Source organism: Streptomyces sp. NPDC005004 (assembly GCF_053600675.1).
In genome coordinates, this window is record NZ_JBSGAH010000006.1 from 278,146 (window position 1) to 303,170 (window position 25,025).

Consider the following 25,025-nt stretch of genomic DNA (forward strand, 5'->3'; position numbering starts at 1 on the left):
GTGTTGTGGGCATGGCCGGAGGCTCGCTTCATGAAGGGCTGGCTGGGTTGGGGGACAGGGTACGCGGCCCGGCCCCGGCCCGTACGGGCCCTGGGGAAACCAGTTTCGGGGGCCGGGCGGTGCCACCGTGTGCGGGTGTGAACTGCGAGACTGGAGGCATGAGCTACGGCACGCCCGGCTCCTTGCGCTCCGTCACTCTCGACGACGTGCGCGGGGCCCAGAAGATGCTCTCGGGCGTGGCCCGCGTGACGGCCATGGAGGGCAGCCGTCACCTGTCCCGCCAGGTCGGCGCCCCGGTCCACCTCAAGTGCGAGAACCTCCAGCGCACCGGCTCGTTCAAGCTGCGCGGCGCCTACGTCCGCATCGCGGGTCTCCTGCCCGAGGAGCGCGCCGCCGGAGTGGTCGCCGCCAGCGCGGGCAACCACGCCCAGGGCGTCGCGCTGGCGTCCTCGCTGCTCGGCGTGCACTCCACCGTCTTCATGCCGAAGGGCGCCCCGCTGCCCAAGATCAGCGCCACCCGCGAGTACGGCGCGGAGGTACGGCTGCACGGCCAGGTCGTGGACGAGACGCTGGCCGCCGCGCAGGAGTACGCGGCCGAGACCGGCGCGGTGTTCATCCACCCCTTCGACCACCCGGACATCATCGCCGGGCAGGGCACGGTCGGCCTGGAGATCCTGGAGCAGTGCCCCGAGGTCGGCACGATCGTCGTCGGCATGGGCGGCGGGGGCCTCGCGGCCGGGATCGCGGTCGCGGTGAAGTCGCTGCGTCCCGACGTCAGGATCATCGGCGTGCAGGCGGAGGGCGCGGCGGCCTATCCGCCCTCCCTGAGTGCCGGACGCCCGGTGACCGTGCCGCACCCGGCCACCATGGCCGACGGCATCAAGGTGGGCACACCGGGCCACGTGCCGTTCGAGCTGGTGCGCGAGCTGGTGGACGAGGTGCGCACGGTCGGGGAGGACCAGCTCTCCGCCGCGCTGCTGCTGTGTCTGGAGCGGGCCAAGCTGGTCGTGGAACCGGCCGGGGCCAGCCCGGTCGCCGCGCTGCTCGGCGGGCGCGGCGACTTCCGGGGTCCGGTCGTCGCGGTGCTCTCCGGCGGCAACGTGGACCCGGTGCTGATGCAACGGGTGCTGCGGCACGGCATGGCCGCGCAGGGCCGCTACCTCGCGGTCCGGCTCCGTCTGACCGACCGCCCCGGCGCCCTCGCCACCCTGCTCGCCGTCCTGTCCGAGGCCGACGCCAACGTGCTCGACGTGAGTCACATCCGCACCGACCCCCGGCTGGGTCTGACCGAGGCCGAGGTGGAACTCCACCTGGAGACGAAGGGTCCCGAGCACTGCACGGAGGTGGTCCGGGCGCTGGGGGCGGCGGGCTACCAGGTGGTGGAGCGGATGCCGGACGCGTTCGCATGAGCGTCGTACGACCCGATCGTCCCACCCGCCGTCGCTGAGCCGGGTATGACGAAGCCCCCGCGTCCGGAGGGACGGCGGGGGCTCGGTCGGTCCTGGGGAGGGGGTCAGCCCGAGTACGGCTCGGCCTTGAGGATCTTCACCGAGGCCTTCTTGCCGTTCGGCAGCTCGTACTCCGCGTTCTCGCCGACCTTGTGCCCGGTCACGGCGGAGCCCAGCGGGGACTGCGGGGAGTACGTCTCGATGTCCGAGCTGGCGTACTCGCGCGAGGCGAGCAGGAACTCCAGCGTGTCGTCCTCGTCGCCGTCGAAGGCGATCGTGACGACCATGCCCGGCGCGACGGTACCGTCGGCGGAGGCGGGGGCCTCGCCCACCTGGGCGTTCTCCAGGAGCTGGGTCAACTGACGGACGCGCAGCTCCTGCTTGCCCTGTTCCTCCTTGGCCGCGTGGTACCCGCCGTTCTCGCGCAGGTCGCCCTCCTCGCGCGCGGCTGCGATCTTGGCCGCGATCTCCGTGCGCGCAGGACCAGTAAGGTACTCAAGCTCGTCCTTGAGCTTGTTGTACGCCTCCTGGGTCAGCCAGGTGACGTTCTCGCTGGTCTGGGTCACAGGGTGCTCCTCGTCGGTACTGGGAATACAAAGCATCGCCCTACCCAGAAGAATGTTCCCTGTTGGATGGGCGAAACCACGAGCCTAACAATTCAGGGGCGAAAGGGGGAGGACATAAGCCATCAGAATCGCGTCGTCCCAGCTCAGCCCGTACTCATTCCGGGTGAAGGAGGGGACGGGGGAGCGGATGGGGCAGCCGGGGCCCGGTCAGCGGGCGTGGCAGCCCAGAAGCTCGGCCGTGGTGCCCTTCGCCGTCGTACGCAGCGTGACCACCTTGTCCACACGCGTGGCCGGACCCGTGAAGGGGAAGTCCGCCCGGCCCACCTCGGCGCCGTCCGCCGCCTGGGAACGCAGGGTGCAGTAGCCGTCGACGCCGGAATCCTTGTGGACCTCGAGATGCACCTTGACCGCGTCGCCCTCGGACCTGAAGGTGATCACCTGGGCGCTGATCTCGTTCTGCGCGACGTAGTGGTACGCGAAATAGCCGACCAGCGCGAGCACCAGCGCGCCGAGCACCGCGCCGACGACCTTGAGCGTGCGGTCGGCGCGCTCGTCCGAGGAGCGGCCGTAGCGGCCCTGGGGGAGCCCCGCGCTCGCCGTACCCATGATCGTCCTCTCCGCGGAATTATTCGCCCCCCGATTCGGTCACTATAGAAGCCGCCCGCACGCCGACCGACCGCCGCCCCCGGGCGTCGTCCCCCCGGGCGGCACCTGTTGACAGCCCCCGTGACGCGGGGCGCCGACTTAACGAGGAACGAGTCTTGACTGACCAGCTACGACTGATGGCTGTCCACGCGCACCCCGACGACGAGTCGAGCAAGGGCGCGGCCACCATGGCGAAGTACGTGTCCGAGGGGGTGGACGTGCTGGTGGTGACCTGCACCGGTGGAGAGCGCGGCTCCATCCTCAACCCCAAGCTCCAGGGCGACGCGTACATCGAGGAGCACATCCACGAGGTCCGCAAGAAGGAGATGGACGAGGCCCGCGAGATCCTCGGCGTCGACCAGGAGTGGCTCGGCTTCGTCGACTCCGGCCTCCCCGAGGGCGACCCGCTGCCCCCGCTGCCGGAGGGCTGCTTCGCCCTGGAGGACGTCGACAAGGCGGCCGGCGAGCTGGTGCGCAAGATCCGTGCCTTCCGTCCGCAGGTGATCACCACCTACGACGAGAACGGCGGCTACCCGCACCCCGACCACATCATGACCCACAAGATCACCATGGTGGCCTTCGAGGGCGCGGCGGACACCGAGAAGTACCCCGAGGCCGAGTTCGGCCCGGCCTGGCAGCCGCTGAAGCTGTACTACAACCAGGGCTTCAACCGCCCCCGCACCGAGGCGCTGCACCAGGCGATGCTGGACCGCGGCCTGGAGTCGCCGTACGGGGACTGGCTCAAGCGCTGGAAGGAGTTCGAGCGGGTCGAGCGCACGCTGACCACGCATGTTCCGTGCGCGGACTTCTTCGAGACGCGGGACAAGGCGCTGATCGCCCACGCCACGCAGATCGACCCCGACGGCGGCTGGTTCAAGGTCCCGATGGAGCTCCAGAGGGAGGTCTGGCCGACGGAGGAGTACGAACTGGCGAAGTCGCTCGTGGACACCTCCCTCCCCGAGGACGACCTTTTCGCGGGCATCCGCGACAATGCCTGACATGAGCGCAAGCGTGAGCCTGGCAGTGACGCACCTCGTCCCCCTCGCCAAGGAGGTCGACGAGAACAAGGTCACCCCCGGTGTCCTCGGTTTCATCGTGTTCGCGGTGATGGCCCTGGCCGTGTGGGGCCTGATGAAGTCCATGAGCAAGCACATGCGGAAGGTCGACTTCAAGGAGGCCCCCGCCCCGCAGGACTCCGCGCAGGGCGGCACCGCCGCCCGGACCGAAGCGCAGCAGGGCTAGGGAAGACGCCCCCTGGGGTCTGTCTGACCATTCTCGTCTGCCGCGCGGCCGCCCTCCGGGCGACGACGGGAATCGTCAGACAGGTCCTAGCCCTTCTCCGGCACCGCCACCCCCATCACCTCCCGGGCGTGGCGGTCCGGCGTCATGCGCAGGGACCACGCCTGCCAGCCCGTCTCCAGGGTGACGCCGCGCTCCAGCAGCAGCGCGTAGGCCGAGGCGCACTCGGCCAGCTTTCCGTCGCGCAGCGGGTGCGCGGCGTCGATCAGGCGGGTCAGCTCCTCCTGCGCCACCGCGGTGCCCACCTCGACGCCGCCCGGCGCCGCGTACGGCAGCAGGGTGCAGCGCAGGAAGCGCGCCCAGTCCTCGCCGCGCAGGTCGCCGTACGACGTGAACAGCGTCAGCGCCTCGTCGCACAGGGTCAGCGCCTGCCGTGTACGTCCGTTGCCCGCGTCCACCACCGCCAGCTCCAGGCAGGTCCACGCCTCGCCGTGGGCGACCCCGATGCGCTGGAAGTCGGCGCGGGCGTCCATCAGCAACTGACGGGCGAAGCCGGAGTTGCGCAGGGAGCCGGTCTGCGCGGCGCGCTGGTCCCGGGTGACCCGGGCCGAGTGGTGCCGGGCGCAGGCGAGGCCGTACACGTCCCGCATCCGGGAGAACATCGTGCGCGAGCGCTCCAGCTCCCGTACCGCCCGGTCCAGGTCGCCGGTCTCCTCCAGGGCCTGCCCGAGGTGGAAGAGGGTCCACGCCTCACCGCGCGCGTCCTCGTTCTCCACGTGCCGGGCGGCGGCCTGGCGCAGCGCCTCCACGGCGGCCGAGGCGTCGCCGTCGAACAGCCGGACCCGGCCCAACTGCGTCAGCGCCCACGCCTCGCCGCGCGCGTCGCGGGTACGGCCGTAGCGCTCCAGGGCGGCCCGCAGCTCCCTCTCCGCGCGCGGTACGTCACCGAGACGCAGCGCGAGCTGGCCGAGCTGGTAGTGGGCCCACGCCTCGCCGTGCAGGGAGCCGCCCGCGCGGTGCAGCACCAGGGACCGCTTCAGCAGGTCCACGGCCTCGGGCAGACGGGCGCGGTCGCGCTGGACGGCGCCGAGCGCGTGCATCGTCCAGGCGCGGTCCGTCGCCAACTGGGGAGCCGCCTGGAGGTCCAGGGCCTCCTGGAGCCGGGCCGCCGCCTCGGTGAGGTTGCCCTGGTGGTGCAGGGTGATGCCGAGCGAGCACAGGGCACGGGCGGCGCCCGCGTCGTGGTGGGCCTCCCGGTAGAGGTCCACGACCGAGGCCAGCGTGGTGCGCGCCTTGTCCAGCTCGCCGAGCTGACGGGCCGCGATGCCGGTGCGCCACTGCACCGAGCGGACCAGCAGACCCTCGTCGACCGCCTGGGCGAGGTCGTTGATCTCGCCCAGGCGGTAGAGGTCGCCGCGCAGCAGGCAGTAGTCGCACAGCGCGCCGAGCAGGTTCAGCACGGCACCCTGGTCCACGCCCTCGGCGCGGCGCAGCGTGGCCGTGATGAAGCTGGACTCGTCGTCCAGCCAGCGCAGCGCCTCCTCCAGCGAGGTGAAGCCGTGCGAACCGAAGCGGTCCGAGCGGGTCGACATGTTGCCGTCGACCAGGCGCAGCACCGAGTCGGCCAGCTCCCCGTAGTTCACGATCAGCCGCTCCTGGGCCGCCGTGCGCTCGGCCGGGTCCTCCTCGTCGAGCAGCCGGGCCTGGGCGAAGGCGCGCACGAGGTCGTGCAGCCGGTAGCGGCTGCCGCGCACATGGTCGATCAGGCCCGCCCGGGTGAGCGCGGCGAGCTGCCGTCCGGCCGCCTCCTCGTCGGTGGCGAGCAGCGCGGCGGCGGCCGCGGCGCCGAGCGAGGCCCGCCCCGCCAGCGCGAGACGGCGCAGCAGCTTGCGGGCGTCCCCGGACTGGTCCGCGTAGCGCAGCCACAGCGCCCGCTCCACCGGCTCGACCGGGCCGTACGCCGCCAGATCCGCGGCGAGTTGATGCGGGGTGCGGGGGCCGAGGGCGGAACCCGCGCAGCGCAGCGCCAGGGGCAGCCCGCCGCACAACTCGCCTATCTTCTCGACGGATTCGGCGTCGTAGGGCTGTGTGCTGTCCTGCGCGGAGGCGTTCAGCAGCTCCTCGGAGGCGGCCGGGTCCAGGGCGTTGACCGGCAACTGGTGAACCCAGGCGGACAGTTCGTCCGACAGCGCCAGCGGGGCGCGGGAGGTGACCAGGACGAGGCTGTCGGAGCGCTCGGGCAGCAGCGCGGCCACCTGCTCCGGGTCGGAGGCGTCGTCCAGGACGATCGTCACCGGCAGCCCGGTCAGATGCCGGTGATACAACTCGGCCAGCCGTCTGACCTGTTGCTCCGTGGACGCGTGCTCACGGAACAGCAACTGCTCGCGGGGCGCGCCGAGCCGGTTGAGCAGATGCAGCAGGGCGTCGCGCGTGGACAGCGGGGGCGTCTCGCGGTCCTCGCCGCGCAGGTCCACCACGACAGCGCCCCGGAAGTGGTCGCGCAGCTCGTGCGCCGCCCGCACCGCGAGCACGCTGCGGCCCGAACCGGGCTGCCCGTGCAGCACGACCACCGTCGGCCGGGTCTCGGTGGCCGCGCGGGCCGCCTGCGCCCACTGGGCGATCTGCGCCAGCTCCTGCCGACGCCCTGCGAACACGCCCTCCTTGTCCGGGAGTTGCCCGAAAGACTGCTCAAGGACCGTACGCCGCCTGGCCGCCGCGCTCTTGTCCGCGCCGCGCAGCGACGGGGCGCCCTTCTTCTGCTTCCGCGCGCCCTGCGCCGCGCCGAGCATCCGCTGCTGATCCAGGAAGGGCCGGATACCGCGCACCTCCAGCGCCGTCAGCCACTGCAGCCGCAACTGCTCGGGCCCGCCCGGCTGCCCGGCCGCGCCCTTGCGGTGATGCGCGGCGGGCAGATGAGCGCCGGCCACCTTCACGACGGTCGTGGCGGCGCCGGCCACCCCCACGACGACGCCCGTGCCGAGGGCCGTAGCCGCGCCGGTGCCGAGGGACAGATCGGCGACGGCGGCCGCGACGGCGGCAACGGACGCCACGACCAGGGGAGTTCCGGCGCCCTCCTTCGCGTACCGCTCCCCGAAGCTGAGCCCCGACTCCGACGCGTCCAGCGCCCGCGTATACGCCTCGTACTCCTCCTCCGCCGCGAGCGCCATCCCGTCAAGACCGTCCCGCGCCCGCGCCAGCAGCGCCGCCCCGTCGGCCCGTCCCCCCGACCTGCGCACTTCCTCCTCCACGGCCCGCACCAACAGCCGCTCCGCCTCCACCCGATGCCCGTCCCGCACGTCCCGTCCCCCTCCGGCGACAACTCCGTTGCCTAGAAGTGTCCTTCGGCTGCAGCGTTGGCGCGAGGGGGCGGGACGGCGCGGGACGGAGGTCGCACCGGGAGGCCGTTCACCGCGGGCGCTGCCCGTCGTCCCGGCGCCGGGCCGTGTCCTCCGTGCGCGTCGGCGCCGGGTTCGCTCGTAGGGGGGCTCGGGGGCGGCCAGGAAGATCCGCACCGCGGCGTCACACCGAACAGCTCGTGCCCGACGGCCCCCACCCCGTGCGCCGGCCCACCGGCCGGAGACGCCACGTACAGGTCCCGCCCCCCGGGTGGTCATGTGCCGGCCCCCTCCGGATCGTGCTGCGTGTGCCCGCCCGGCACCGCCCCCCTGAGGTCCGGCCGCGTCGAACACGACCCCACGTCGGTCTCGCCGACGGGAGCGGGCATTGTGAGAGGCTGGATCGCATGAACCGGCTGGCTGGTGTGACCTCGCCTTATCTGCTGCAACACGCTGACAACCCGGTCGACTGGTGGCCCTGGACGCCGGAGGCGTTCGAGGAGGCGCGGCGGCGGGACGTTCCGGTGCTGCTGTCGGTCGGGTATTCCGCGTGTCACTGGTGACAGTGAACTCGCGAACCCAGTAGTGGGCGGTGCTCACACCTCTTTGATGATCACGCGGTTCCCGCAGAGCGTCGACCAGTCGTCACGGTCGGAGGTCAGGACGATCACGGGGGCCGGGACGCGGAGCGCGAGCGCGGCGACGAGGGCGTCGATCGCGTACTTGTGCCCATGTAGCCCGCCTGCGTCCTGAAGCAGCTCCACTGCGGTCAGGGAGTCCTCTTGACTGACTGGTTCCACCCGCAGCCGGGAGAGTACCCACTTCAAGCGCGCCAGATCGGTCTTCCCGTGCACAGCTTCGACGATGGTCAGCGCAGACACGAGAACAGGCACCCCGGCCTGTCGGGATGCCTCGATGCGAGCCGCCATCTTGCGGTCGTTGCGCAGGAGCAGGGAGAGCGCTTCGGAGTCGAGCACCAGCGAGCGGGCCGGCTGTTCCTTCACGCAGCGCCCCGTTCGACTTCACCAGCGTTCTCTTCTCCGAACAGCTCGCGACGAGCAGCTTCGATCTCCTGCTCCGTGAGCGCGCCGTGCTCCTCTTCATGGGCCGCGACGATCTCGGCGAGCCCGTCCATGGCGAGCTGGTGCCTGACGGCTTCGGTGATGTAGCCGGACAAGCCTCGGCGCCCGGTTCTTGAGCGAAGCTCACTGACCAGCTCGGAGGGCATGGAGACGGAGATGTTCTCGGTGGTCCCAGTCCGGGTCGACTTCATGCCCCTAGTGTAATACAGCTTCTATTACAAGCCAGAGGCTTGCAGCCTTTTCAAGGGTGTCGATGGCTCGGGCGCTGCCCTTCTTTGTAGGGCGCTGCCTGCGCAAGCCCGATCTCGAGCACGGATCGATCATTCCCTCGTGCCGCGGTACTCCAAATGCCGCTCCTACTGGACCGCTCCGTCAGTGGCTGCCTTCGCTGGCGTGACGTGAGCTTGTGCGGCTGCGAGGGGACGCCCAGCTCTCCCCTCGCGGCCAACCACCCCCCTTATTCTGAGAGGCATATGACAAGACAGCCCTTTCAATCTCCCGCGAGGACCGCTCATGAGGCGGGCTCAATATGATGATCGACTACAACGTCAGTGATCATTGGTCCGCCGACACACCAGACTGGTTGAAGTCCCTCGTCTCGTCCCTCGACCGCCGCCACGGCATCAGCACCGTTCTGCCGCTGACCGTGATCGTGGAGGAGGTCTTGGAGTGGCTGGAGCTTGCCAGCGGCGTCGACGCCTGGAAGAACTCCGCCAACCGCGTGTCGCTGCGCCAGGACCTGGACGAGTCCGTAGGGGCACTTGGTGCCTCGCTCCGGGCGTACATCGCCACATCACTCACACAGTTCCAAATTGCCTTCTCGCGGCTCATCAACAGCCCTTCGCCGGTTCTGAAGCAGCCACCGGGCAGCCGCACCGACGCCGTCTGGACCGATGTCGGCACGGCGGGCAAGAAGCTCCTGGAAGTGCTCGACGATGATGAAGCCGCCCGCGTCTGTTGGGATGACCTCGTAGCCACAGCGCGGGACCGCACCCTGGAGGGCCGGGAGTACCGTCCGATCGCTGAACTGCTCTTCGACCAACTGCGCAGGCGTGGACTCGGCGCGGAGTGGATCTTCCGGGATCTTGTCTCTGTGATCGCGTTCGGTCGTGATCCCCAGGATCCTCCCATCGGCCAGAGGGACGTACCACTGGAGAAGCGGCTCGCGAACGCCCGAAGCCACGTCGGCACTCGGGCCGTAGCCGAGCCGATCGTGGTGTGGCTCGGCTACCAGGGCCGGGCCCCACTTAATCTCTCCGCCGGACGTGTGTCCTTCATGAACGCCCACTGGGCGGTGCCCAACGCCAAACCTGAGGGCCAGAGCTTCGAGCACAAGGCGGAGCTCTGGGAACTCGTGCAGGACGGCATCCTCTTCAAGGTCGCGGAGCTGGTCGACGAGAAATCCGATGTGGACTTGTTGGTCCGTGTCGACCTTGGCACAACCACGGCAGCCGATGCCGTGGACCGTGCCATTCGCATCATCGACACGATCCTTGATGTATCCATCCACAATGCTGGTGGGATCCGCCCGCACCTCGCTCAGTACGGCCTCCTGCGCTCCGGCCAGGCCAGTTCGTGGAACTTCATGGTCCCCTGGGGCGAGACGGGCTTCACCAATGATCACTACGGTGCGGGCATCACCGCACAAGCGATCGAGGAGCACGGACCGCGCATCGCTGCGGCACTGGCCCGCGAGGATCTGCCCCGGTTTCTCGCGGCCGCAATCGAGGTGCAGACCACCGCCAACCACCCGTTCAGCCGCGACATGGCGATGCGCGATCCTTCCGAGGCAGACGTCCGCAGTGTCATCCCCCTCGCGGATCGCGTGGTGCAACATGTCGCGGCCTATGCGGCACTCGCCTCACGCGACTTGTTCGGTCTTCTCGGCGAGCGCTGGCCGCACGCGCGGTGGCTCGTCGACGTAAGGCGAGCCGTCCATATGTGTCTGCTCGGTGGTGGAAACCGGAGTGAGCTGGTCGATGCGCTGAGGCATGAGTGGTTCGCGAACAATCCGTCGCACCCATGGATCCTCTTCGTCGCCGACCGTTCCGGTGACATGCTCTCGCTCTGCCGTATCGAATCCGAGCGCGCCTGGATCAGGCGGATGTTCTCCAGCGTGAGCGACCATGCCGAGTATCACGCCCTGATCGATTGCTACGCCACTGAAGGTGCCGTGCTGGAGAAGAGACGTAGCCGAGTCCGGAATGCGTTGGTGCATGGCAATCCCGCTGGCTTCGCGATCGTCGAGTCGGTGCGCGGGTACGCCGAGTTCCTGAGCGGTAGCGCGCTCAACCTTGCCCTCGATTCCTACATCGAGGGCAAGGCGCCGGCTACCGCGCTTGCCCAGAGGACCGCAGAAGAAGCCGCGTTGGCAGTGCAACTCCACTTCCTTCTTGGAAGGCGCGCTGCGGTCTCACTGACGGGACCGGCCATTGTGAGAGGCTGGAGCGTATGAACCGGCTAGCCGACGTGACCTCGCCGTATCTGCTCCAGCACGCTGACAACCCGGTCGACTGGTACCCCTGGTCGCCGGAGGCGTTCGAGGAGGCGCGGCGGCGGGATGTGCCGATCCTGCTGAGCGTCGGGTACTCGGCGTGCCACTGGTGCCACGTCATGGCGCACGAGTCCTTCGAGGACCAGGAGACCGCCGACTTCCTCAACGCGAACTTCGTGAGCGTGAAGGTCGACCGCGAGGAGCGGCCGGACATCGACGCGGTGTACATGGAGGCGGTGCAGGCGGCGACCGGGCAGGGCGGGTGGCCGATGACCGTGTTTCTGACGCCGGACGCGGAGCCGTTCTACTTCGGTACGTACTTCCCGCCCCGGCCCCGCGGCGGGATGCCGTCGTTCCGGCAGGTGCTGGAGGGGGTCCGGCAGGCGTGGGACGACCGGCGGGACGAGGTCGGGGAGGTCGCCGGGAAGATCGTGCGGGACCTCGCGCAGCGCGAGATCGCCCAGCAGGGGAGCGAGCCGCCCGGGGACGCCGAGCAGGCGCAGGCGCTGCTCGGGCTCACCCGGGAGTACGACCCGCAGCGCGGCGGATTCGGCGGCGCGCCCAAGTTCCCGCCGTCCATGGTGCTGGAGTTCCTGCTGCGCCACCACGCCCGCACCGGCTCCGAGGGCGCCCTCCAGATGGCGCAGGACACCTGCGAGCGCATGGCGCGCGGCGGTATCTACGACCAGCTCGCCGGCGGCTTCGCCCGCTACTCCGTCGACCGCGACTGGGTCGTGCCGCACTTCGAGAAGATGCTCTACGACAACGCGCTGCTCTGCCGGGCCTACGCCCATCTGTGGCGTGCCACCGGCTCCTCCCTCGCCCGCCGTGTCGCGCTGGAGACCGCCGACTTCCTCGTCCGCGAACTGCGCACCGAGCAGGGCGGGTTCGCCTCCGCGCTGGACGCCGACAGCGACGACGGCACCGGCCGCTCCGTCGAGGGCGCGTACTACGTCTGGACGCCCGAGCAGCTGCGCGCGGTCCTCGGGGAGGAGGACGGCGACCTCGCCGCCCGCTACTACGGCGTGACCGATGAGGGCACCTTCGAGCACGGCCGCTCTGTCCTCCAACTCCCGCAGACGGAGGGCGTGTTCGACGCGGACCAGGTTGCCTCCGTCCGCGAGCGGCTGCTCGCCGAGCGCGCGCGGCGCCCCGCACCCGGCCGGGACGACAAGGTCGTCGCCGCCTGGAACGGTCTCGCCGTCGCCGCGCTCGCCGAGACCGGCGCCTACTTCGACCGCCCCGACCTGACCGAGGCCGCCGTGGCCGCCGCCGACCTGCTGGTCCGGGTGCACCTCGACGAGCACGGCCGCCTCTCCCGCACCAGCCGGGACGGCCGGGTCGGCGCCAACGCCGGGGTCCTGGAGGACTACGCCGACGTCGCGGAGGGCTTCCTCGCGCTCGCCTCCGTCACCGGCGAGGGCGTCTGGCTGGACTTCGCGGGGCTGCTCCTCGACCAGGTGATCGCCCGCTTCACCGACCCGGAGACCGGCGCGCTCTACGACACCGCCTCCGACGCCGAGCAGCTCATCCGCCGCCCGCAGGACCCCACCGACAACGCCACCCCCTCCGGCTGGACCGCCGCGGCCGCCGCCCTGCTGAGCTACGCCGCCCACACCGGCTCCGACGCCCACCGCACCGCCGCCGAGCGAGCCCTGGGCATCGTGGCGACCCTCGGCCCCCGCGTGCCCCGGTTCATCGGCTGGGGACTGGCCGCCGCCGAGGCCCTGCTCGACGGCCCCCGCGAGGTCGCCGTCGTCGGCCCCTCACCGGACGACGCGGGTACCATCGCGCTGCACCGCACGGCACTCCTCGGCACCCGGCCCGGCACGGTGGTGGCCGTCGGTACGGCCGGCGGCGACGAGTTCCCCCTGCTGGCGGAGCGTCCCCTCGTGAACGGCGCCGCGGCGGCCTATGTCTGCCGCCACTTCACCTGCGACGCCCCCACGACGGACCCGAAAGCCCTGGGAAGCACGTTGAACACCAAATGACAGGTCTGGATCTCACCGGCAAGGGTGAGATACCCAAGGGGGCGCGGGGAACTGCGCGACAAGCCACGACGAACCGGCACCCGCCAGTCCGCCGAGCCCCCTCTTCAGCCGGCGCCCTCAAGACCGCCGGAGCTCCGTCGCCTGGGAAACGATCGCCTCCAGTTGCGAATGATGCGCCCCCTTCCAGTACGCCCGCCCGCACTCCCCGCACACCGCGAAAACGTCGTACGACCTCCGCGTACCGTCCTCGAGCCGGTCCGCCACCTCCTCCGCCGATGCGGGGCGCAGCGCACCGTTGCAGGCCGTGCACCGCGTCCACGGCCGCAGCTCGGGCGCGAAGCGCTCCAGGACCTCGCGGAGCTGCTCCTCGGGCCGGGTGCTGTACACATACGCCCCCGCCCACAGCTCGCGGCGCCGCAGCAGTCCCCGGTCGCGGCTGAGCATCACGCGCCGCTCGGCGGCTGAGCGGGCCGCGAGGGCGGGGTCGCCGATGTCGAGGGACTCGTACGCCGTGTCCACGCCGAGCAGCCGCATCCGGCGGGCGAGGGTGCCGAGGTGGACGTCGAGGAGGAAGCGGAGCGGGGCGCCGGGCACGCGCTGGGGGCGTGCGACCGGGCGGACGGTGACCGTCTCGCCCGCCGCCGGGAGGTGGGAGGGCGGCACCTCGCGGCCGTCGGCGGTCAGGGTGCCCACCTCGGTCAGCGGGATGCCGAGGGACTCGACGAGGTGACCGAGGGTGGAGACGCCGTCGACGGCGACCTCGCACGCCCCCGCGCCGCGCCGTGCCGAAGGGAGGAACAGGCGCAGGTCAGGGGCGACTTCGACGTGGATCCCGGGAGTGCTCACCCCGCCAGCATGGCACGGCAGGCCGCGCTGTACGCAGCGGATTTCACACGGCTCAGGCGTGCTGGTAGGCCACCAGCGAGATGCAGACGTAGTGGACGATGAACGCGGCCAGGGTGAAGGAGTGGAAGACCTCGTGGAAGCCGAACCAGCGCGGTGAGGGGTTCGGCCGCTTGATGCCGTAGATGATGCCCCCGGCGCTGTAGAGGAGGCCGCCGACGATCACCAGGACGAGGACGGCGATGCCGCCGGTGCGCATGAAGTCGGGCAGGAAGAAGACGGCGGCCCAGCCCATGGCGATGTAGCACGGGGTGTAGAGCCAGCGCGGGGCGCCGACCCAGAAGACGCGGAAGATTATCCCGGCGGCCGCCGCCCCCCAGATCCCCCACAGCAGCCACCGGCCCTTGGTGCCGGGCAGGAGCAGCAGGGTGAGCGGGGTGTAGGTGCCCGCGATGATCAGGAAGATGTTGGCGTGGTCGAGGCGGCGCAGGACGCCGTCCATCCGGGGGCTCCAGTCGCCCCGGTGGTACAGCGCGCTCACCCCGAACAGCAGACAGGCCGTCAGGACGTAGATCCCGCAGGCGATCCGTCCACGGGTGGAGTCGGCGAGGGCGGTGAGCACCAGGCCCGCGATGAGCACGGCCGGGAACATCCCGAGGTGCAGCCAGCCACGGAGCCGGGGCTTGACGGACTCTGGCAGGGAGAGCGCGGCGGGAGCGGACGCAGTCATGACTCGCATCGTACCTACGGGACCGTAAGTTACGGATCAGCCCCCCAGGGTGTGCGTTCAAGGTCATCGTCTCACGCCGGGCGACGACCCGGCGCGCAAAGAATGCGCCAGGGGGATGTCATGTGAAGGTAAAGCGCGCCCCGGTTGTCCAGCGGGAACACGGACCGCGTGGCGGTGCTCACTCCGCTCACCTGTGATGCCCTATGGACAGATGGGCGCTCCCGTCGGATGATCAAATGAGTGCGATCGGCACCGGATGAGCGGCCACCTGACCGGGACGCCGCTCGGCATCCGTGCCGCGGCCCCCGGGGGCGCGCGACGCTCCCCCGCCGGGGCCGGCGGAAGCAGAGGACCCCCACCGGGGTCACGGAAACCCTCACCTAGGAGCGATCGTGGCGCGCGACAACGCGGCTCCCACCGTCATCCCCACCACCCATCAGGAACTGATCTCGTGGGTCAACGAGATCGCCGAACTGACGCAGCCGGACAACGTGGTCTGGTGTGACGGCTCCGAGGCCGAGTACGAGCGCCTGTGTCGTGAGCTGGTCGACAAGGGCACCTTCACCGAGCTGGACCCCGTGAAGCGCCCGCACTCCTACCACGCCGCCTCCGACCCGACCGACGTCGCCCGGGTCGAGGACCGGACCTTCATCTGCTCCGAGAAGGAGGAGGACGCCGGTCCCACCAACCACTGGAAGTCCCCCTCCGACATGCGGGAGATCTTCCGGGGCGGCGGCGGAGAGGGCGGTCTGTTCCGCGGCTCGATGCGCGGCCGCACGATGTACGTCGTCCCCTTCTGCATGGGACCGCTCGGCTCCCCGCTCTCCGCGCTGGGCGTGGAGATCACGGACTCGCCGTACGTCGTCGTCTCGATGCGCACGATGACCCGCATGGGCAGCGCCGTCCTCGACGAGCTGGGCGAGGACCGCGACTTCGTGAAGGCCGTCCACTCCCTGGGCGCCCCGCTGGAGGAGGGCCAGGAGGACGTCCCCTGGCCGTGCAACCAGACCAAGTACATCTCGCACTTCCCCGAGACCCGCGAGATCTGGTCCTACGGCTCCGGCTACGGCGGCAACGCCCTGCTCGGCAAGAAGTGCTACGCCCTGCGCATCGCCTCCGTCATGGCCCGCGACGAGGGCTGGCTGGCCGAGCACATGCTCATCCTCAAGCTCACGCCCCCGCACGGGGAGCCCAGGTACGTCGCCGCCGCCTTCCCCTCCGCCTGCGGCAAGACCAACCTCGCCATGCTGGAGCCGACCGTCTCCGGCTGGAGCGTGGAGACCATCGGTGACGACATCGCGTGGATGCGCTTCGGCGAGGACGGCCGCCTCTACGCGATCAACCCCGAGGCCGGCTTCTTCGGCGTCGCGCCCGGCACCGGCGAGCACACCAACGCCAACGCGATGAAGACCCTGTGGGGCAACGCGGTCTTCACCAACGTCGCCCTCACCGACGACGGTGACGTGTGGTGGGAGGGCATGACCGAGGAGCCGCCCGCGCACCTCACCGACTGGAAGGGCAACGACTGGACGCCGCAGTCGCAGACCCCCGCGGCCCACCCCAACGCCCGCTTCACGGTGCCCGCCGACCAGTGCCCGATCATCGCGCCCGAGTGGGAGGACCCGAGGGGCGTGCCGATCTCGGCCATCCTCTTCGGCGGCCGTCGCGCCACCGCCGTACCGCTGGTGACCGAGTCCTTCGACTGGGACCACGGGGTCTTCCTCGGCGCCAACGTGGCCAGCGAGAAGACCGCCGCCGCCGAGGGCAAGGTGGGCGAACTGCGCCGCGACCCCTTCGCGATGCTGCCGTTCTGCGGCTACAACATGGGCGACTACATGGCCCACTGGATCGACGTGGCCAAGGACAAGGACCCGGCGAAGCTGCCCCGGATCTACTACGTCAACTGGTTCCGCAAGGACGGCGAGGGCCGGTTCGTGTGGCCCGGCTTCGGTGAGAACAGCCGCGTCCTGAAGTGGATCGTGGACCGGCTCGACGGCCGCGCCGAGGGCGTCGAGACCCCGATCGGCGTGCTGCCGACCCGCGACTCCCTGGACACCGACGGGCTCGCCCTGTCCGACGCCGAGCTGGATCTGCTGCTCACGGTGGACCGGGACATCTGGCGCGAGGAGGCCGCGCTCGTCCCCGACCACCTGAACACCTTCGGGGACCACACCCCGAGGGAGCTGTGGGACCAGTACCGCGCGCTGGTGCGGCGCCTGGGCTGAGCGGGATCAGCGGGCCGCGCTGAGCTGCCTCGGCGCGGCCGGCCCCTGCTGCTCGCAGCGCTCGGGGGAGTGCGCGTCCATCCGCTCGGCGGCGAGGATCGCGGCGGCCGTGTCCGCACGGGAGGCGGCGACGACCAGGGCGCGCCCGGCGAGCGTGTGTGCCCGGCGGTGCAGCCGCGCGGCGTCGCCCGAGACCGCCGGAACCGCCCGCACCGGGGTCCTGCCGCCGCGCAGCCGGGCCACCTGCTCGGCGAGGCGGTCGGCGGCCGCGTCCAGCTCGGCGTCCGGGATCGTCCCGCGCAGCTCGTCCGTGACGGCGAGCAGCGCGGCGAGGTGTCCGGCGAGCTGGATGTCCAGCTCCTCCTCGCGCGAGCGGTGCGGGAAGTCCGAGGCCGCCGGGGTGCTGTGGACCGACTTCGTGCGGATCGCTTCGTACATGGGACGGCCTCCTCTGCGCTGACAGGAAACCATCCTAGCTTGGATTCAGTCTAAAGTTGAGTCGAGTCACGGACGGCGGCCCGGCTGTCACGCCCGGTCCCGCCTCCGCGTGTCTACGGCTGTCCGTAGCCGTCCAGGAAGGTCCCGATCCGGGTCACCGCGTCCGTCAGATCCGCCACGTTCGGCAGCGTCACGACCCGGAAGTGGTCGGGCTCGGGCCAGTTGAAGCCGGTGCCCTGGACGACCATGATCTTCTCCTCGCGCAGCAGGTCGAGGACCATCTGCCGGTCGTCTTTGATCTTGAAGACCTTGGGGTCGAGGCGCGGGAAGAGGTAGAGGGCGCCCTTCGGCCGCACGCAGCTCACGCCGGGAATCCGCGTCAGCAGCTCGTACGCCGTGTCCATCTGTTCCTTCAGCCGCCCGCCCGGCAGCACCAGGTCGTTGATCGACTGGCGGCCGCTGAGCGCGGCGGCGACCCCGTGCTGGCCCGGCATGTTGGCGCACAGCCGCATGTTCGCCAGGATCGTCAGTCCCTCTATGTAGGACGCGGCGTGGGCGCGAGGACCCGAGACCGACATCCAGCCGACGCGGTAGCCGGCCACCCGGTACGCCTTCGACATGCCGTTGAAGGTGAGGGTGAGCAGATCGGGGGCGATCTTGGCGGTGGGGGTGTGGGTGGCGTCGTCGTAGAGGATCTTGTCGTAGATCTCGTCGGAGCAGACCAGTAGGTTGTGCCGCCGGGCGATGTCGGTCAGGCCCCGGAGCATCGCCTCGTCGTAGACCGCGCCCGTGGGGTTGTTCGGGTTGATGACCACCAGCGCCTTGGTGCGGTCGGTGATCTTGCGCTCGATGTCGGCGAGGTCGGGCATCCAGTCGGACTGCTCGTCGCAGCGGTAGTGCACGGCGGTGCCGCCGGACAGGGAGACGGCCGCCGTCCACAGGGGGTAGTCCGGGGCGGGGACGAGCACCTCGTCGCCGTCGTCGAGCAGCGCCTGCATGGCCATCACGATGAGCTCGGAGACGCCGTTGCCGATGAAGACGTGCTCCACGTCGGTCTCGATGCCCAGGGTCTGGTTGTGCATCACCACCGCGCGGCGGGCGGCGAGCAGCCCCTTGGCGTCGCCGTACCCGTGGGCCGTGGAGACGTTGCGGAGGACGTCCTCCAGGATCTCCGGGGGGCACTCGAAGCCGAAGGCGGCCGGGTTGCCGGTGTTGAGCTTCAGGATGCGGTGACCGGCCGCCTCAAGTCGCATCGCCTCCTCGAGCACCGGGCCCCGGATCTCGTAACAGACGTTGGCGAGCTTGGTCGACTGGATCACCTGCATGACGCGAGCTTACGGCCCGTGGCCGGGCGCTGCGTCGTGTTTTGCACCACGTGGGTCGCGTCGGGTTTGCGGGGGTTTCGCCGAGGTCTGCCCCGGGGGTGTGCCGCGGGCCCCGTACGTCTCTAGAATTCGCGATCATGTCTAGCGAACGCGAGTACGAGGCGGGGGCGTACGACGCGCACGAGGCGGACGGCGCGGCCCCGGTCCCGCCCGTCGTGTACCGGCCGCAGCCCGCCGAGGCCCCCTCGTACGACGGCTACGCCGACCCGGCCGCCGCCCACGGCTGGCAGAAGGCCTACGACGCGACCCGTGAACTCCCGGTCATCGCACCCCTCGTGGAGCCGCCGCCCGCCCCGCCCGCGCCGGAGGGCTCCCGTGCGGCCGCGCGGCGACGGCGCGACGGCGGGCGCCGCCGGGTGGCGGTGGCCGGTGCCGTGGTCGGCACGGTCGGGGCCGCCGCCGCGATCGCGGGGCTGGTGGCGTCCTCCTCCGGGGGCGACCGTCCGGCGACCTCCGACCGGGCCACCCCCGGCGTGTCCGAGGTGTCCACCGGGCTGCCGGACGCGGTCGAACCGCAGTCCTCGGCGTCCGTCAACACTCCCACCACCGCGCCGTCCTCGCTCATCCCGCTGCGCGCCACCACGCCGGTGGCGGCGCCGTCTTCCGCCGCCTCGCACACGTCCGCGAGCGCGTCCCCCGAGAAGGCGTCGCCGACGGCCGCGCCCACCGCCTCGACGGCACTGCCGAGTCCGACCGGCTCCTTCGGCTGGCCCACCCACGGCGGCGGAGGGCGGCACCGGCACCACTGGTGACGGGGCGCCGGCGCCCGCCGGTCCTCCTCAGAACTCCTCGTGGGTCTCCGGATCGCCACCGGTACGGCCCCGCTCCAGGGCGGAGAGCGCGGCGATCTCCTCCTCGGTCAGTGTGAACCCGAAGAGGTCGAGGTTGGTCCGACGGCGGTGCGCCGAACCGGACTTGGGGATCGGCAGCGCGTCGAGGTGCAGGTGCCACCGCAGGACCACCTGGGCCGGGGTCACCCCGTGCCGGTCGGCCGCGGCCGCGACGGCGGGCTCGGCGAGGAGTTCGCTGCCCCGGCCGAGCGGACTCCAGCTCTGGGTGGCGATGCCCCGGGCCGCATGGGCGGCGCGCAGCTCGTGCTGGGGGAAACGGGGGTGCATCTCGATCTGGTTGACCGAGGGCAGCACACCGGTCTCCTCGTGCAGCCGGTCGAGGTGCCGTTCGGTGAAGTTGCTGACCCCGATGGAGCGCACCAGGCCCTCCGCGCGGAGGTCGATCAGCGCGCGCCAGGAGTCGACGTACTTGTCCAGGCGGGGCAGTGGCCAGTGGATGAGGTAGAGGTCGAGGTGGTCCACGCCGAGCCGCCCGGCGGACTCGGCGAACGCCCGGCGGGTCTCGTCGTACCCGTGGGCGCTTCCGCGCACCTTGCTGGTGAGGAACACCTCCTCGCGGGGCAGCCCGCCGGTCGCGATCGCCCGGCCGACGGCGGCCTCGTTGCCGTAGCTGGCGGCGGTGTCGATCAGGCGGTAGCCCGCCTCGAAGGCGTCGCGTACGGCCGCCTCGGCCTCGGCGCCCTGGAGCGGATAGGTGCCGAATCCGACGACGGGGATCGACACGCCGTCGGAGAGGACGCGGGTGGGGACTGTGGTCATGGGGTTCCTCGGGCTGGTGTCGGGTGACACATCCGCCCGGCGCCCCGGGGGCGGGCGCCGGGCGGACGTGACGCGGGGTCAGGCAGCGGGTGCGGGTGCGGGAGCGGTCTCGGGGGTGTCCCGTACAGCTTCCTCCACGGGCTCGCGCAGGGGCCGCAGCAGCGTCCACGCGGCGAAGGAGGCGGCGAAGGCGAGCATCGCGAGGCCGCACCAGAGGTTGACGTTCCAGCCTCCGGTCTTGCGCAGGTCCGCCGCGCTCGCGCCGGGCGCGCCCAGCACGGTGAGCACGGTTCCGTAGATCCCGAACAGGGCCGCGATGATGCTGCGCAGGTCGAACAGGAGGTGCAGTCCCCTCAGGGGCGGGGTCCGGCGGGGGTCGTTCTCGGGCATCGGGGGTCTCCGTCTCTCACCAGAAGGCGATGTTCAGGGCGGTGGCGAGGGCGAGCACTCCGACGGCGAGCACACCGGGCCTGCGGTACCAGCCGGCGTCCTCTCCGCTCGTCTCGTGGACGCGGCTGTCGCGCGGGGTCAACGACCAGACCAGGCCGACCAGTTCGGAGTCGCTCTTGGGCTTGGTCACCAGGGAGACGGCGACGCTCAGCAGGATGTCGACCGTGAAGGCCGCGATCGCCCCGAGGAAGCTGGCGCCCTGTCCGGAGACGTGCAGCACGCCGGTGCGGTTGAGCAGGTCGATGGTGACCGCGGAGGTGGTGCCCGCGATGAGCCCGACGCCGCCGGCCACCGGGGTCATGCGCTTCCAGAACATGCCCAGCAGGAAGGTGGCGAACAGCGGCGCGTTGAAGAAGCCGAAGAGCGTCTGGAGGTAGTCCATGATGTTGCCGAAGTTCCCGGCGATGAACGCGGTCCCGATCGCCACCACACAGCCGACCACCGTGAGCACGCGGCCCGCGCGCAGGTAGTACGCGTCGGGGCGGTCCTTCTTCACGTACGTCTGCCAGATGTCGTAGGTGACGACGGTGTTGAAGGAGCTGACGTTGGCGGCCATGCCCGCCATGAAGGCGGCGAGCAGTCCCGCGATGGCGACGCCGAGCATTCCGTTGGGCAGCAGGTCGCGCATCAGCAGTTCGATGGAGTTGTTGAAGGACACCCCGCCCAGGCTCTGCACCGAGGGGTCCGCCGCGTTGGCCGCCTTGAGCGCGGCCAACTGGGGCGAGAGCACCGCGGCGACCATGCCGGGGATCATGATCAGCAGGATGAGCAGGGTCTTGGGGTAGGCGCCGATCAGCGGGGTGCGGCGGGCGGCCGACATGCTCTTGGCCGACAGCGCGCGCTGCACCTCGGTGAAGTTGGTCGTCCAGTAGCCGAAGGACAGCACGAAGCCGAGGCCGAGGACGATGCCGAGCACGGAGAGCGTGGAGCTGCCGATGCCGGTCAGGTTGGTGCCGGGCCAGGAGTGCAGTTGCAGCGCCGAGTCGGCGTTGCCGTGCTCGATCTTGCCGACCAGTCCGCTCCAGCCGCCGACCCGGTGCAGCCCGACGAAGGTGAGCGGGAGCAGCAGCGCCAGGATGACGAAGAACTGCATGACCTCGTTGTAGATCGCCGCCGACAGTCCGCCGAGCAGGGTGTAGACGAGGACGATGACGCCCGCGGCGAGGATCGACAGCCAGGTCGGCCAGCCGAGCATCAGGTTGACCACCGTGGACAGTGCGTAGAGGTTCACCCCCGCGATCAGCACCTGGGCGAGCGCGAAGCTCGCCGAGTTGACCAGGTGGGCGAAGCGGCCGAAGCGGCGCAGCAGGAACTCCGGGACGCTGCGGACCTTGGAGCCGTAGTAGAACGGCATCATCACCAGGCCGAGGAAGACCATGGCCGGGATGGCGCCGATCCAGTAGTAGTGCACCGACGGCAGGCCGTACTGCGCGCCGTCCGCCGTCATGCCCAGGATCTCGACCGCCGCGAGGTTGGCGGAGATGAAGGCGAGTCCGGTGACCCACGCCGGCATGGAGCGGCCGGAGAGGAAGAAGTCCAGGCTGGACGCGACCTTCCGGCGGGCGAGCACGCCGATGCCCAGCACGAAGGTGAAGTACACGGCGATCAGGGCGTAGTCGACGGGCTGTGCGTTCAGCCGCAGATCGGCCTCAGCGAGTGCGTACACCGCACGCTCCTTCCGGCTGCGCGGCCGTCGCTCCGCTCGGCGGCGGTCCGACGGGGCCCGGCGACGCTGCCGGGTCCGGCACGGCTTCGATCATGTTGGTAGTCCCTGCTGTCCGGGGCGCCGGTGGGCCGGGAGGTCTGTCGACCTGCCTTCCGACCTGGCGTTTGTTGGTTAGGAAGGACTCCTAACCAAAGAATTGCGCGTCAACGTAACAGCGGGGGCGGGGGGTCGCAAGGGTTTGGGAAAGAGTCCTCACCAAATCCCTGGCGGTCCGCGCCGGGGCGGATGTGAACGGACGCCTTCTTGTCCTCTCCCGTGCGCCCAATAACAATGCGCATGACAAGACGGACGGCCGGAAGATCTCCGGCCGTCCGCTCCGCAGAGAGGACCCCCACATGAACAAGCCTCTCCTGGCCGCGCTGTCCGCCCTGGCACTCGCCGGGCTCGGCACGGTTCCGGCGGCCGCTTCCCAGACCGCGCCCCAGGCCAAGGCGGTGACCGTCGACTTCGCCGGGACGGTCTCGCTCAGCAACTGCTCCGGCTCCGTCGTCCGGCTGCCCGGTTCCGCCGACGCGGACCCCGCGCTCGTGCTCACCAACGGGCACTGCCTGGAGACCGGCTTCCCCGAGCCCGGCGAGGTCATCACCGGCCAGTCCTCCAGCCGCACCTTCGGGCTGCTCAACTCCGCCGGGACCAAGGTCGCCACGCTCCGCGCCAACCAGGTCGTCTACTCGACGATGACCGACACAGACGTCACCCTCTACCGGCTGACCACCACCTACGCGGCCATCAAGAGCTCCTACGGCATCAACGCCCTCACCCTGAACGACGCCCACCCGGTGGCCGGCAGCGCCGTCAAGGTCGTCTCCGGCTACTGGAAGCGGACCTACAGCTGCAACGCCGACGGGTTCGTCTACCGGCTCAAGGAGGGCGACTGGACCTGGAAGGACTCGCTGCGCTACACCGCCGCCTGCGACACCATCGGCGGCACCTCCGGTTCGCCCGTGATCGACACCGCCACCGGCAAGGTCGTCGCGGTCAACAACACCGGCAACGAGGACGGCGGTCGCTGCACCGAGAACAACCCCTGCGAGGTGGACGAGAACGGCACGGTCACCGTCCGCAAGGGCATCAACTACGCCGAGGAGACCTACCAGATCCCGGCCTGCTTCACGACGGGCAACAAGCTGAACCTCGCCGCGGCCGGGTGCGTCCTGCCCAAGCCGTAGGTGCCGCCGCTGCGCGGGGTCCGGGCGGTCACACCGGAGTGCGCCGTACCGCCCGGCCCGCCAGTACGTCTGTGCGCCGCCCGTCCTCGATGACGAACCGGCCGTCGACCAGGACGTACGGAATCCCCGTCGGCAGGGCGCGCGGCCGCGCGAACGTGGAGCCCGCGCCGACCGTCCGCGGGTCGAACAGCACCAGGTCGGCGCGGTAGCCCTCGCGCACCAGGCCCCGGTCCGGCAGCCGCAGCCGGGCCGCGGGCCGCGCGGTGAGATGGGCGACGCACTCCTCCAGGCTCAGCACGCCCAACTCCCGTGCGTAGTGGCCGAGATAGCGGGGGAAGGTGCCGTAGGCGCGCGGGTGGGGCTTGGCGCCCTGGAGAATGCCGTCCGAGCCGCCGGTGTGGGCGCGGTGCCGCATGATCGCGCGGACGTTCTCCTCGTGGCCGACGTGCTGGAGGATCGTGGTGCCGAGCCGGTCCCCGACCAGCAGCCGGTGGGCGACGGTCCACGGTTCCTCGCCGTGCTCGTCCGCCAACTCCCTTACCGTCCGCCCGACATGATGTGCGAGTGCCGGGTCGCTCACCCCCGAAATCTCGATCGTCTCCCACTCCACCGGCACCCCGTGGCAGCCGTCCGCGCCGGTGATCTCCAGGTCGTGCCGGACACGTGCGGCCGTCGCCGGGTCGGTGAGGCGGGCCAGGACGCCCGCCGGGCCGCCCTCGCTCGCCCAGCTGGGCAGCAGGGCGGCGAGGGTGGTGGAGCCGGGGGTGTAGGGATAGGTGTCCAGGGTGATGTCGGCGCCCGCGTCGAGCGCGTCGTCCAGCAGGGCCAGCAGCTCGGACGCGCGACCCTTGTTCACGCCGAAGTTCATGGTGGCGTGGGCGAGATGGAGCGGGCAGCCCGCCTGCCGGGTGAGCGCCACCATCTCGGCGTACGCCTCCAGGGCGCCCGCGCCGTAGGAGCGGTGGTGCGGGCAGTAGTAGCCGCCGTAGGAGGCCACCACCCGGCACAGTTCGGTGAGTTCGGCGTTCTCGGCGTACATGCCGGGGGTGTAGGTGAGCCCCGAGGACAGGCCGACGGCGCCCTGTTCCAGCCCCTCCGCGACCAGCCGGCGCATCCGTTCCAGCTCGGCCGGGGTCGCCGGGCGGTCCTCCCAGCCGACGACCAGCGCGCGGACGGTGCCCTGCGGGATCAGATAGGCGGCGTTGACCGCGATGCCCCCGTCCAGCCGGTCCAGGTACTCGCCGACCGAGCGCCAGTCCATGTCGAGGTCGTCGCCGTGGCCGTTCCACCCGGTGATGGCCCGGCGCACCTCCTCAAGGGTGCGGTCGTCCACCGGGGCGTACGACAGCCCGTCCTGGCCCAGGACTTCGAGCGTGACGCCCTGCGCGGCCTTGGCGCTGTGGTCGGGGTCGCGCAGCAGGGCCAGATCGGAGTGGGCGTGCATGTCGATGAAGCCGGGGGAGAGGACCAGTCCCTCGGCGTCCAGCTCGCGCATGGCTCGGGGGCGCTGGCAGCCCGAGGCCGCGGCCTCCTTGACGATCCGGACGATCCGGCCTTGATGGATCACCACATCGGCGCGGTAGGAGGGCGCACCGCTGCCGTCCACCACATCGGCGTTTCGGATGACGAGTTGGTCCACGGCCCCGGCC

At 70.9% G+C, this 25,025-nt stretch carries 21 protein-coding genes and 1 pseudogene; 9 read left to right on the plus strand and 13 right to left on the minus strand.

Annotated features, from left to right (window positions below):
- Nucleotides 1-158: 158 nt before the first annotated feature.
- Complete coding sequence (gene ilvA / locus ACWEEU_RS10955) at nucleotides 159-1,409, plus strand: threonine ammonia-lyase (protein WP_385741854.1); 1,251 nt, start codon at nucleotides 159-161, stop codon at nucleotides 1,407-1,409.
- 104 nt (nucleotides 1,410-1,513) lie between these two features.
- Here ilvA and greA read toward each other — a convergent pair whose 3' ends face one another.
- The gene (gene greA, locus ACWEEU_RS10960; protein ID WP_385741851.1) at nucleotides 1,514-2,014 is read right to left on the minus strand and encodes a transcription elongation factor GreA; all 501 of its coding nucleotides are present in this window, start codon (nucleotides 2,012-2,014) and stop codon (nucleotides 1,514-1,516) included.
- Between the two features lie 207 nt (nucleotides 2,015-2,221).
- Nucleotides 2,222-2,620 carry a DUF4307 domain-containing protein gene (locus tag ACWEEU_RS10965; RefSeq protein ID WP_385741848.1) on the minus strand — a complete coding sequence of 133 codons (399 nt, stop codon included), beginning with the start codon at nucleotides 2,618-2,620 and terminating at the stop codon, nucleotides 2,222-2,224.
- Nucleotides 2,621-2,775: 155 nt separating this feature from the next.
- On the opposite strand from ACWEEU_RS10965, the gene mca reads away from it, so the two are divergent.
- The gene (gene mca / locus ACWEEU_RS10970) at nucleotides 2,776-3,657 is read left to right on the plus strand and encodes a mycothiol conjugate amidase Mca (protein WP_385741845.1); all 882 of its coding nucleotides are present in this window, start codon (nucleotides 2,776-2,778) and stop codon (nucleotides 3,655-3,657) included.
- Nucleotides 3,650-3,901 (plus strand): hypothetical protein, encoded by a 252-nt coding sequence (locus tag ACWEEU_RS10975; protein ID WP_385741842.1) that lies wholly within the window; start codon nucleotides 3,650-3,652, stop codon nucleotides 3,899-3,901. Before mca ends, ACWEEU_RS10975 begins: the two co-directional genes overlap by 8 nt.
- An 86-nt stretch (nucleotides 3,902-3,987) precedes the next feature.
- On the opposite strand, the gene ACWEEU_RS10980 is transcribed toward ACWEEU_RS10975, so the two are convergent.
- Nucleotides 3,988-7,194, minus strand: coding sequence for a tetratricopeptide repeat protein (locus ACWEEU_RS10980; RefSeq protein ID WP_451730894.1), 3,207 nt, complete (start codon nucleotides 7,192-7,194; stop codon nucleotides 3,988-3,990).
- Between the two features lie 446 nt (nucleotides 7,195-7,640).
- On the opposite strand from ACWEEU_RS10980, the pseudogene ACWEEU_RS10985 reads away from it, so the two are divergent.
- Nucleotides 7,641-7,793: pseudogene (locus ACWEEU_RS10985) on the plus strand (DUF255 domain-containing protein); the annotation flags it as partial.
- A 36-nt stretch (nucleotides 7,794-7,829) separates the two neighbouring features.
- Here the strand turns inward: ACWEEU_RS10985 and ACWEEU_RS10990 are convergent.
- Nucleotides 7,830-8,237, minus strand: a complete 408-nt coding sequence (locus ACWEEU_RS10990) for a type II toxin-antitoxin system VapC family toxin (protein ID WP_451730897.1) — start codon at nucleotides 8,235-8,237, stop codon at nucleotides 7,830-7,832.
- Complete coding sequence (locus ACWEEU_RS10995; RefSeq protein ID WP_385741833.1) at nucleotides 8,234-8,506, minus strand: hypothetical protein; 273 nt, start codon at nucleotides 8,504-8,506, stop codon at nucleotides 8,234-8,236. Before ACWEEU_RS10995 ends, ACWEEU_RS10990 begins: the two co-directional genes overlap by 4 nt.
- Nucleotides 8,507-8,844: 338 nt before the next feature.
- Here ACWEEU_RS10995 and ACWEEU_RS11000 point away from each other — a divergent pair, with 338 nt between their 5' ends.
- Together ACWEEU_RS11000 and ACWEEU_RS11005 are read left to right on the plus strand one after the other, a co-directional pair.
- A complete protein-coding gene (locus tag ACWEEU_RS11000) occupies nucleotides 8,845-10,770 on the plus strand; it encodes a hypothetical protein (RefSeq protein WP_451730901.1) in 1,926 nt (641 codons plus the stop codon).
- Nucleotides 10,767-12,800: a thioredoxin domain-containing protein gene (locus ACWEEU_RS11005; RefSeq protein WP_451730904.1), complete on the plus strand. Its 2,034-nt coding sequence runs from the start codon at nucleotides 10,767-10,769 to the stop codon at nucleotides 12,798-12,800. Before ACWEEU_RS11000 ends, ACWEEU_RS11005 begins: the two co-directional genes overlap by 4 nt.
- 117 nt (nucleotides 12,801-12,917) lie before the next feature.
- Here ACWEEU_RS11005 and ACWEEU_RS11010 read toward each other — a convergent pair whose 3' ends face one another.
- Both ACWEEU_RS11010 and trhA read right to left on the minus strand, forming a co-directional pair.
- Nucleotides 12,918-13,646 (minus strand): Mut7-C RNAse domain-containing protein, encoded by a 729-nt coding sequence (locus tag ACWEEU_RS11010; protein ID WP_451730906.1) that lies wholly within the window; start codon nucleotides 13,644-13,646, stop codon nucleotides 12,918-12,920.
- Nucleotides 13,647-13,698: 52 nt separating this feature from the next.
- Entirely contained in the window at nucleotides 13,699-14,382 is a 684-nt protein-coding gene (gene trhA / locus ACWEEU_RS11015; RefSeq protein WP_385741821.1) for a PAQR family membrane homeostasis protein TrhA, read from the minus strand.
- A 383-nt stretch (nucleotides 14,383-14,765) separates the two neighbouring features.
- On the opposite strand from trhA, the gene ACWEEU_RS11020 reads away from it, so the two are divergent.
- Nucleotides 14,766-16,598, plus strand: a complete 1,833-nt coding sequence (locus ACWEEU_RS11020) for a phosphoenolpyruvate carboxykinase (GTP) (protein WP_451730910.1) — start codon at nucleotides 14,766-14,768, stop codon at nucleotides 16,596-16,598.
- Nucleotides 16,599-16,604: 6 nt separating this feature from the next.
- Here ACWEEU_RS11020 and ACWEEU_RS11025 read toward each other — a convergent pair whose 3' ends face one another.
- Nucleotides 16,605-17,036, minus strand: coding sequence for an SCO4983 family protein (locus ACWEEU_RS11025; protein ID WP_385741815.1), 432 nt, complete (start codon nucleotides 17,034-17,036; stop codon nucleotides 16,605-16,607).
- Between the two features lie 113 nt (nucleotides 17,037-17,149).
- Nucleotides 17,150-18,361, minus strand: a complete 1,212-nt coding sequence (locus tag ACWEEU_RS11030) for a pyridoxal phosphate-dependent aminotransferase (protein WP_385741812.1) — start codon at nucleotides 18,359-18,361, stop codon at nucleotides 17,150-17,152.
- A 137-nt stretch (nucleotides 18,362-18,498) separates the two neighbouring features.
- Between ACWEEU_RS11030 and ACWEEU_RS11035 the strand changes: the two genes are divergently transcribed.
- The gene (locus ACWEEU_RS11035) at nucleotides 18,499-19,173 is read left to right on the plus strand and encodes a hypothetical protein (protein WP_451730914.1); all 675 of its coding nucleotides are present in this window, start codon (nucleotides 18,499-18,501) and stop codon (nucleotides 19,171-19,173) included.
- Nucleotides 19,174-19,200: 27 nt separating this feature from the next.
- Here ACWEEU_RS11035 and ACWEEU_RS11040 read toward each other — a convergent pair whose 3' ends face one another.
- The 3 genes from ACWEEU_RS11040 to ACWEEU_RS11050 all read right to left on the minus strand — a co-directional run bounded on the left by ACWEEU_RS11040 (nucleotide 19,201) and on the right by ACWEEU_RS11050 (nucleotide 22,147).
- On the minus strand, nucleotides 19,201-20,031 hold the full coding sequence (locus ACWEEU_RS11040) for an aldo/keto reductase (RefSeq protein WP_451730917.1): 831 nt from the start codon (nucleotides 20,029-20,031) through the stop codon (nucleotides 19,201-19,203).
- Nucleotides 20,032-20,109: 78 nt separating this feature from the next.
- Nucleotides 20,110-20,421, minus strand: a complete 312-nt coding sequence (locus ACWEEU_RS11045; RefSeq protein WP_385741804.1) for a hypothetical protein — start codon at nucleotides 20,419-20,421, stop codon at nucleotides 20,110-20,112.
- A 16-nt stretch (nucleotides 20,422-20,437) separates the two neighbouring features.
- Nucleotides 20,438-22,147 (minus strand): sodium:solute symporter family protein, encoded by a 1,710-nt coding sequence (locus ACWEEU_RS11050; RefSeq protein WP_385741801.1) that lies wholly within the window; start codon nucleotides 22,145-22,147, stop codon nucleotides 20,438-20,440.
- A 395-nt stretch (nucleotides 22,148-22,542) separates the two neighbouring features.
- Between ACWEEU_RS11050 and ACWEEU_RS11055 the strand changes: the two genes are divergently transcribed.
- Complete coding sequence (locus ACWEEU_RS11055; protein ID WP_385741798.1) at nucleotides 22,543-23,376, plus strand: trypsin-like serine peptidase; 834 nt, start codon at nucleotides 22,543-22,545, stop codon at nucleotides 23,374-23,376.
- Between the two features lie 28 nt (nucleotides 23,377-23,404).
- Here ACWEEU_RS11055 and ACWEEU_RS11060 read toward each other — a convergent pair whose 3' ends face one another.
- Nucleotides 23,405-25,015, minus strand: a complete 1,611-nt coding sequence (locus ACWEEU_RS11060) for an N-acyl-D-amino-acid deacylase family protein (RefSeq protein ID WP_451730921.1) — start codon at nucleotides 25,013-25,015, stop codon at nucleotides 23,405-23,407.
- Nucleotides 25,016-25,025: the final 10 nt, after the last annotated feature.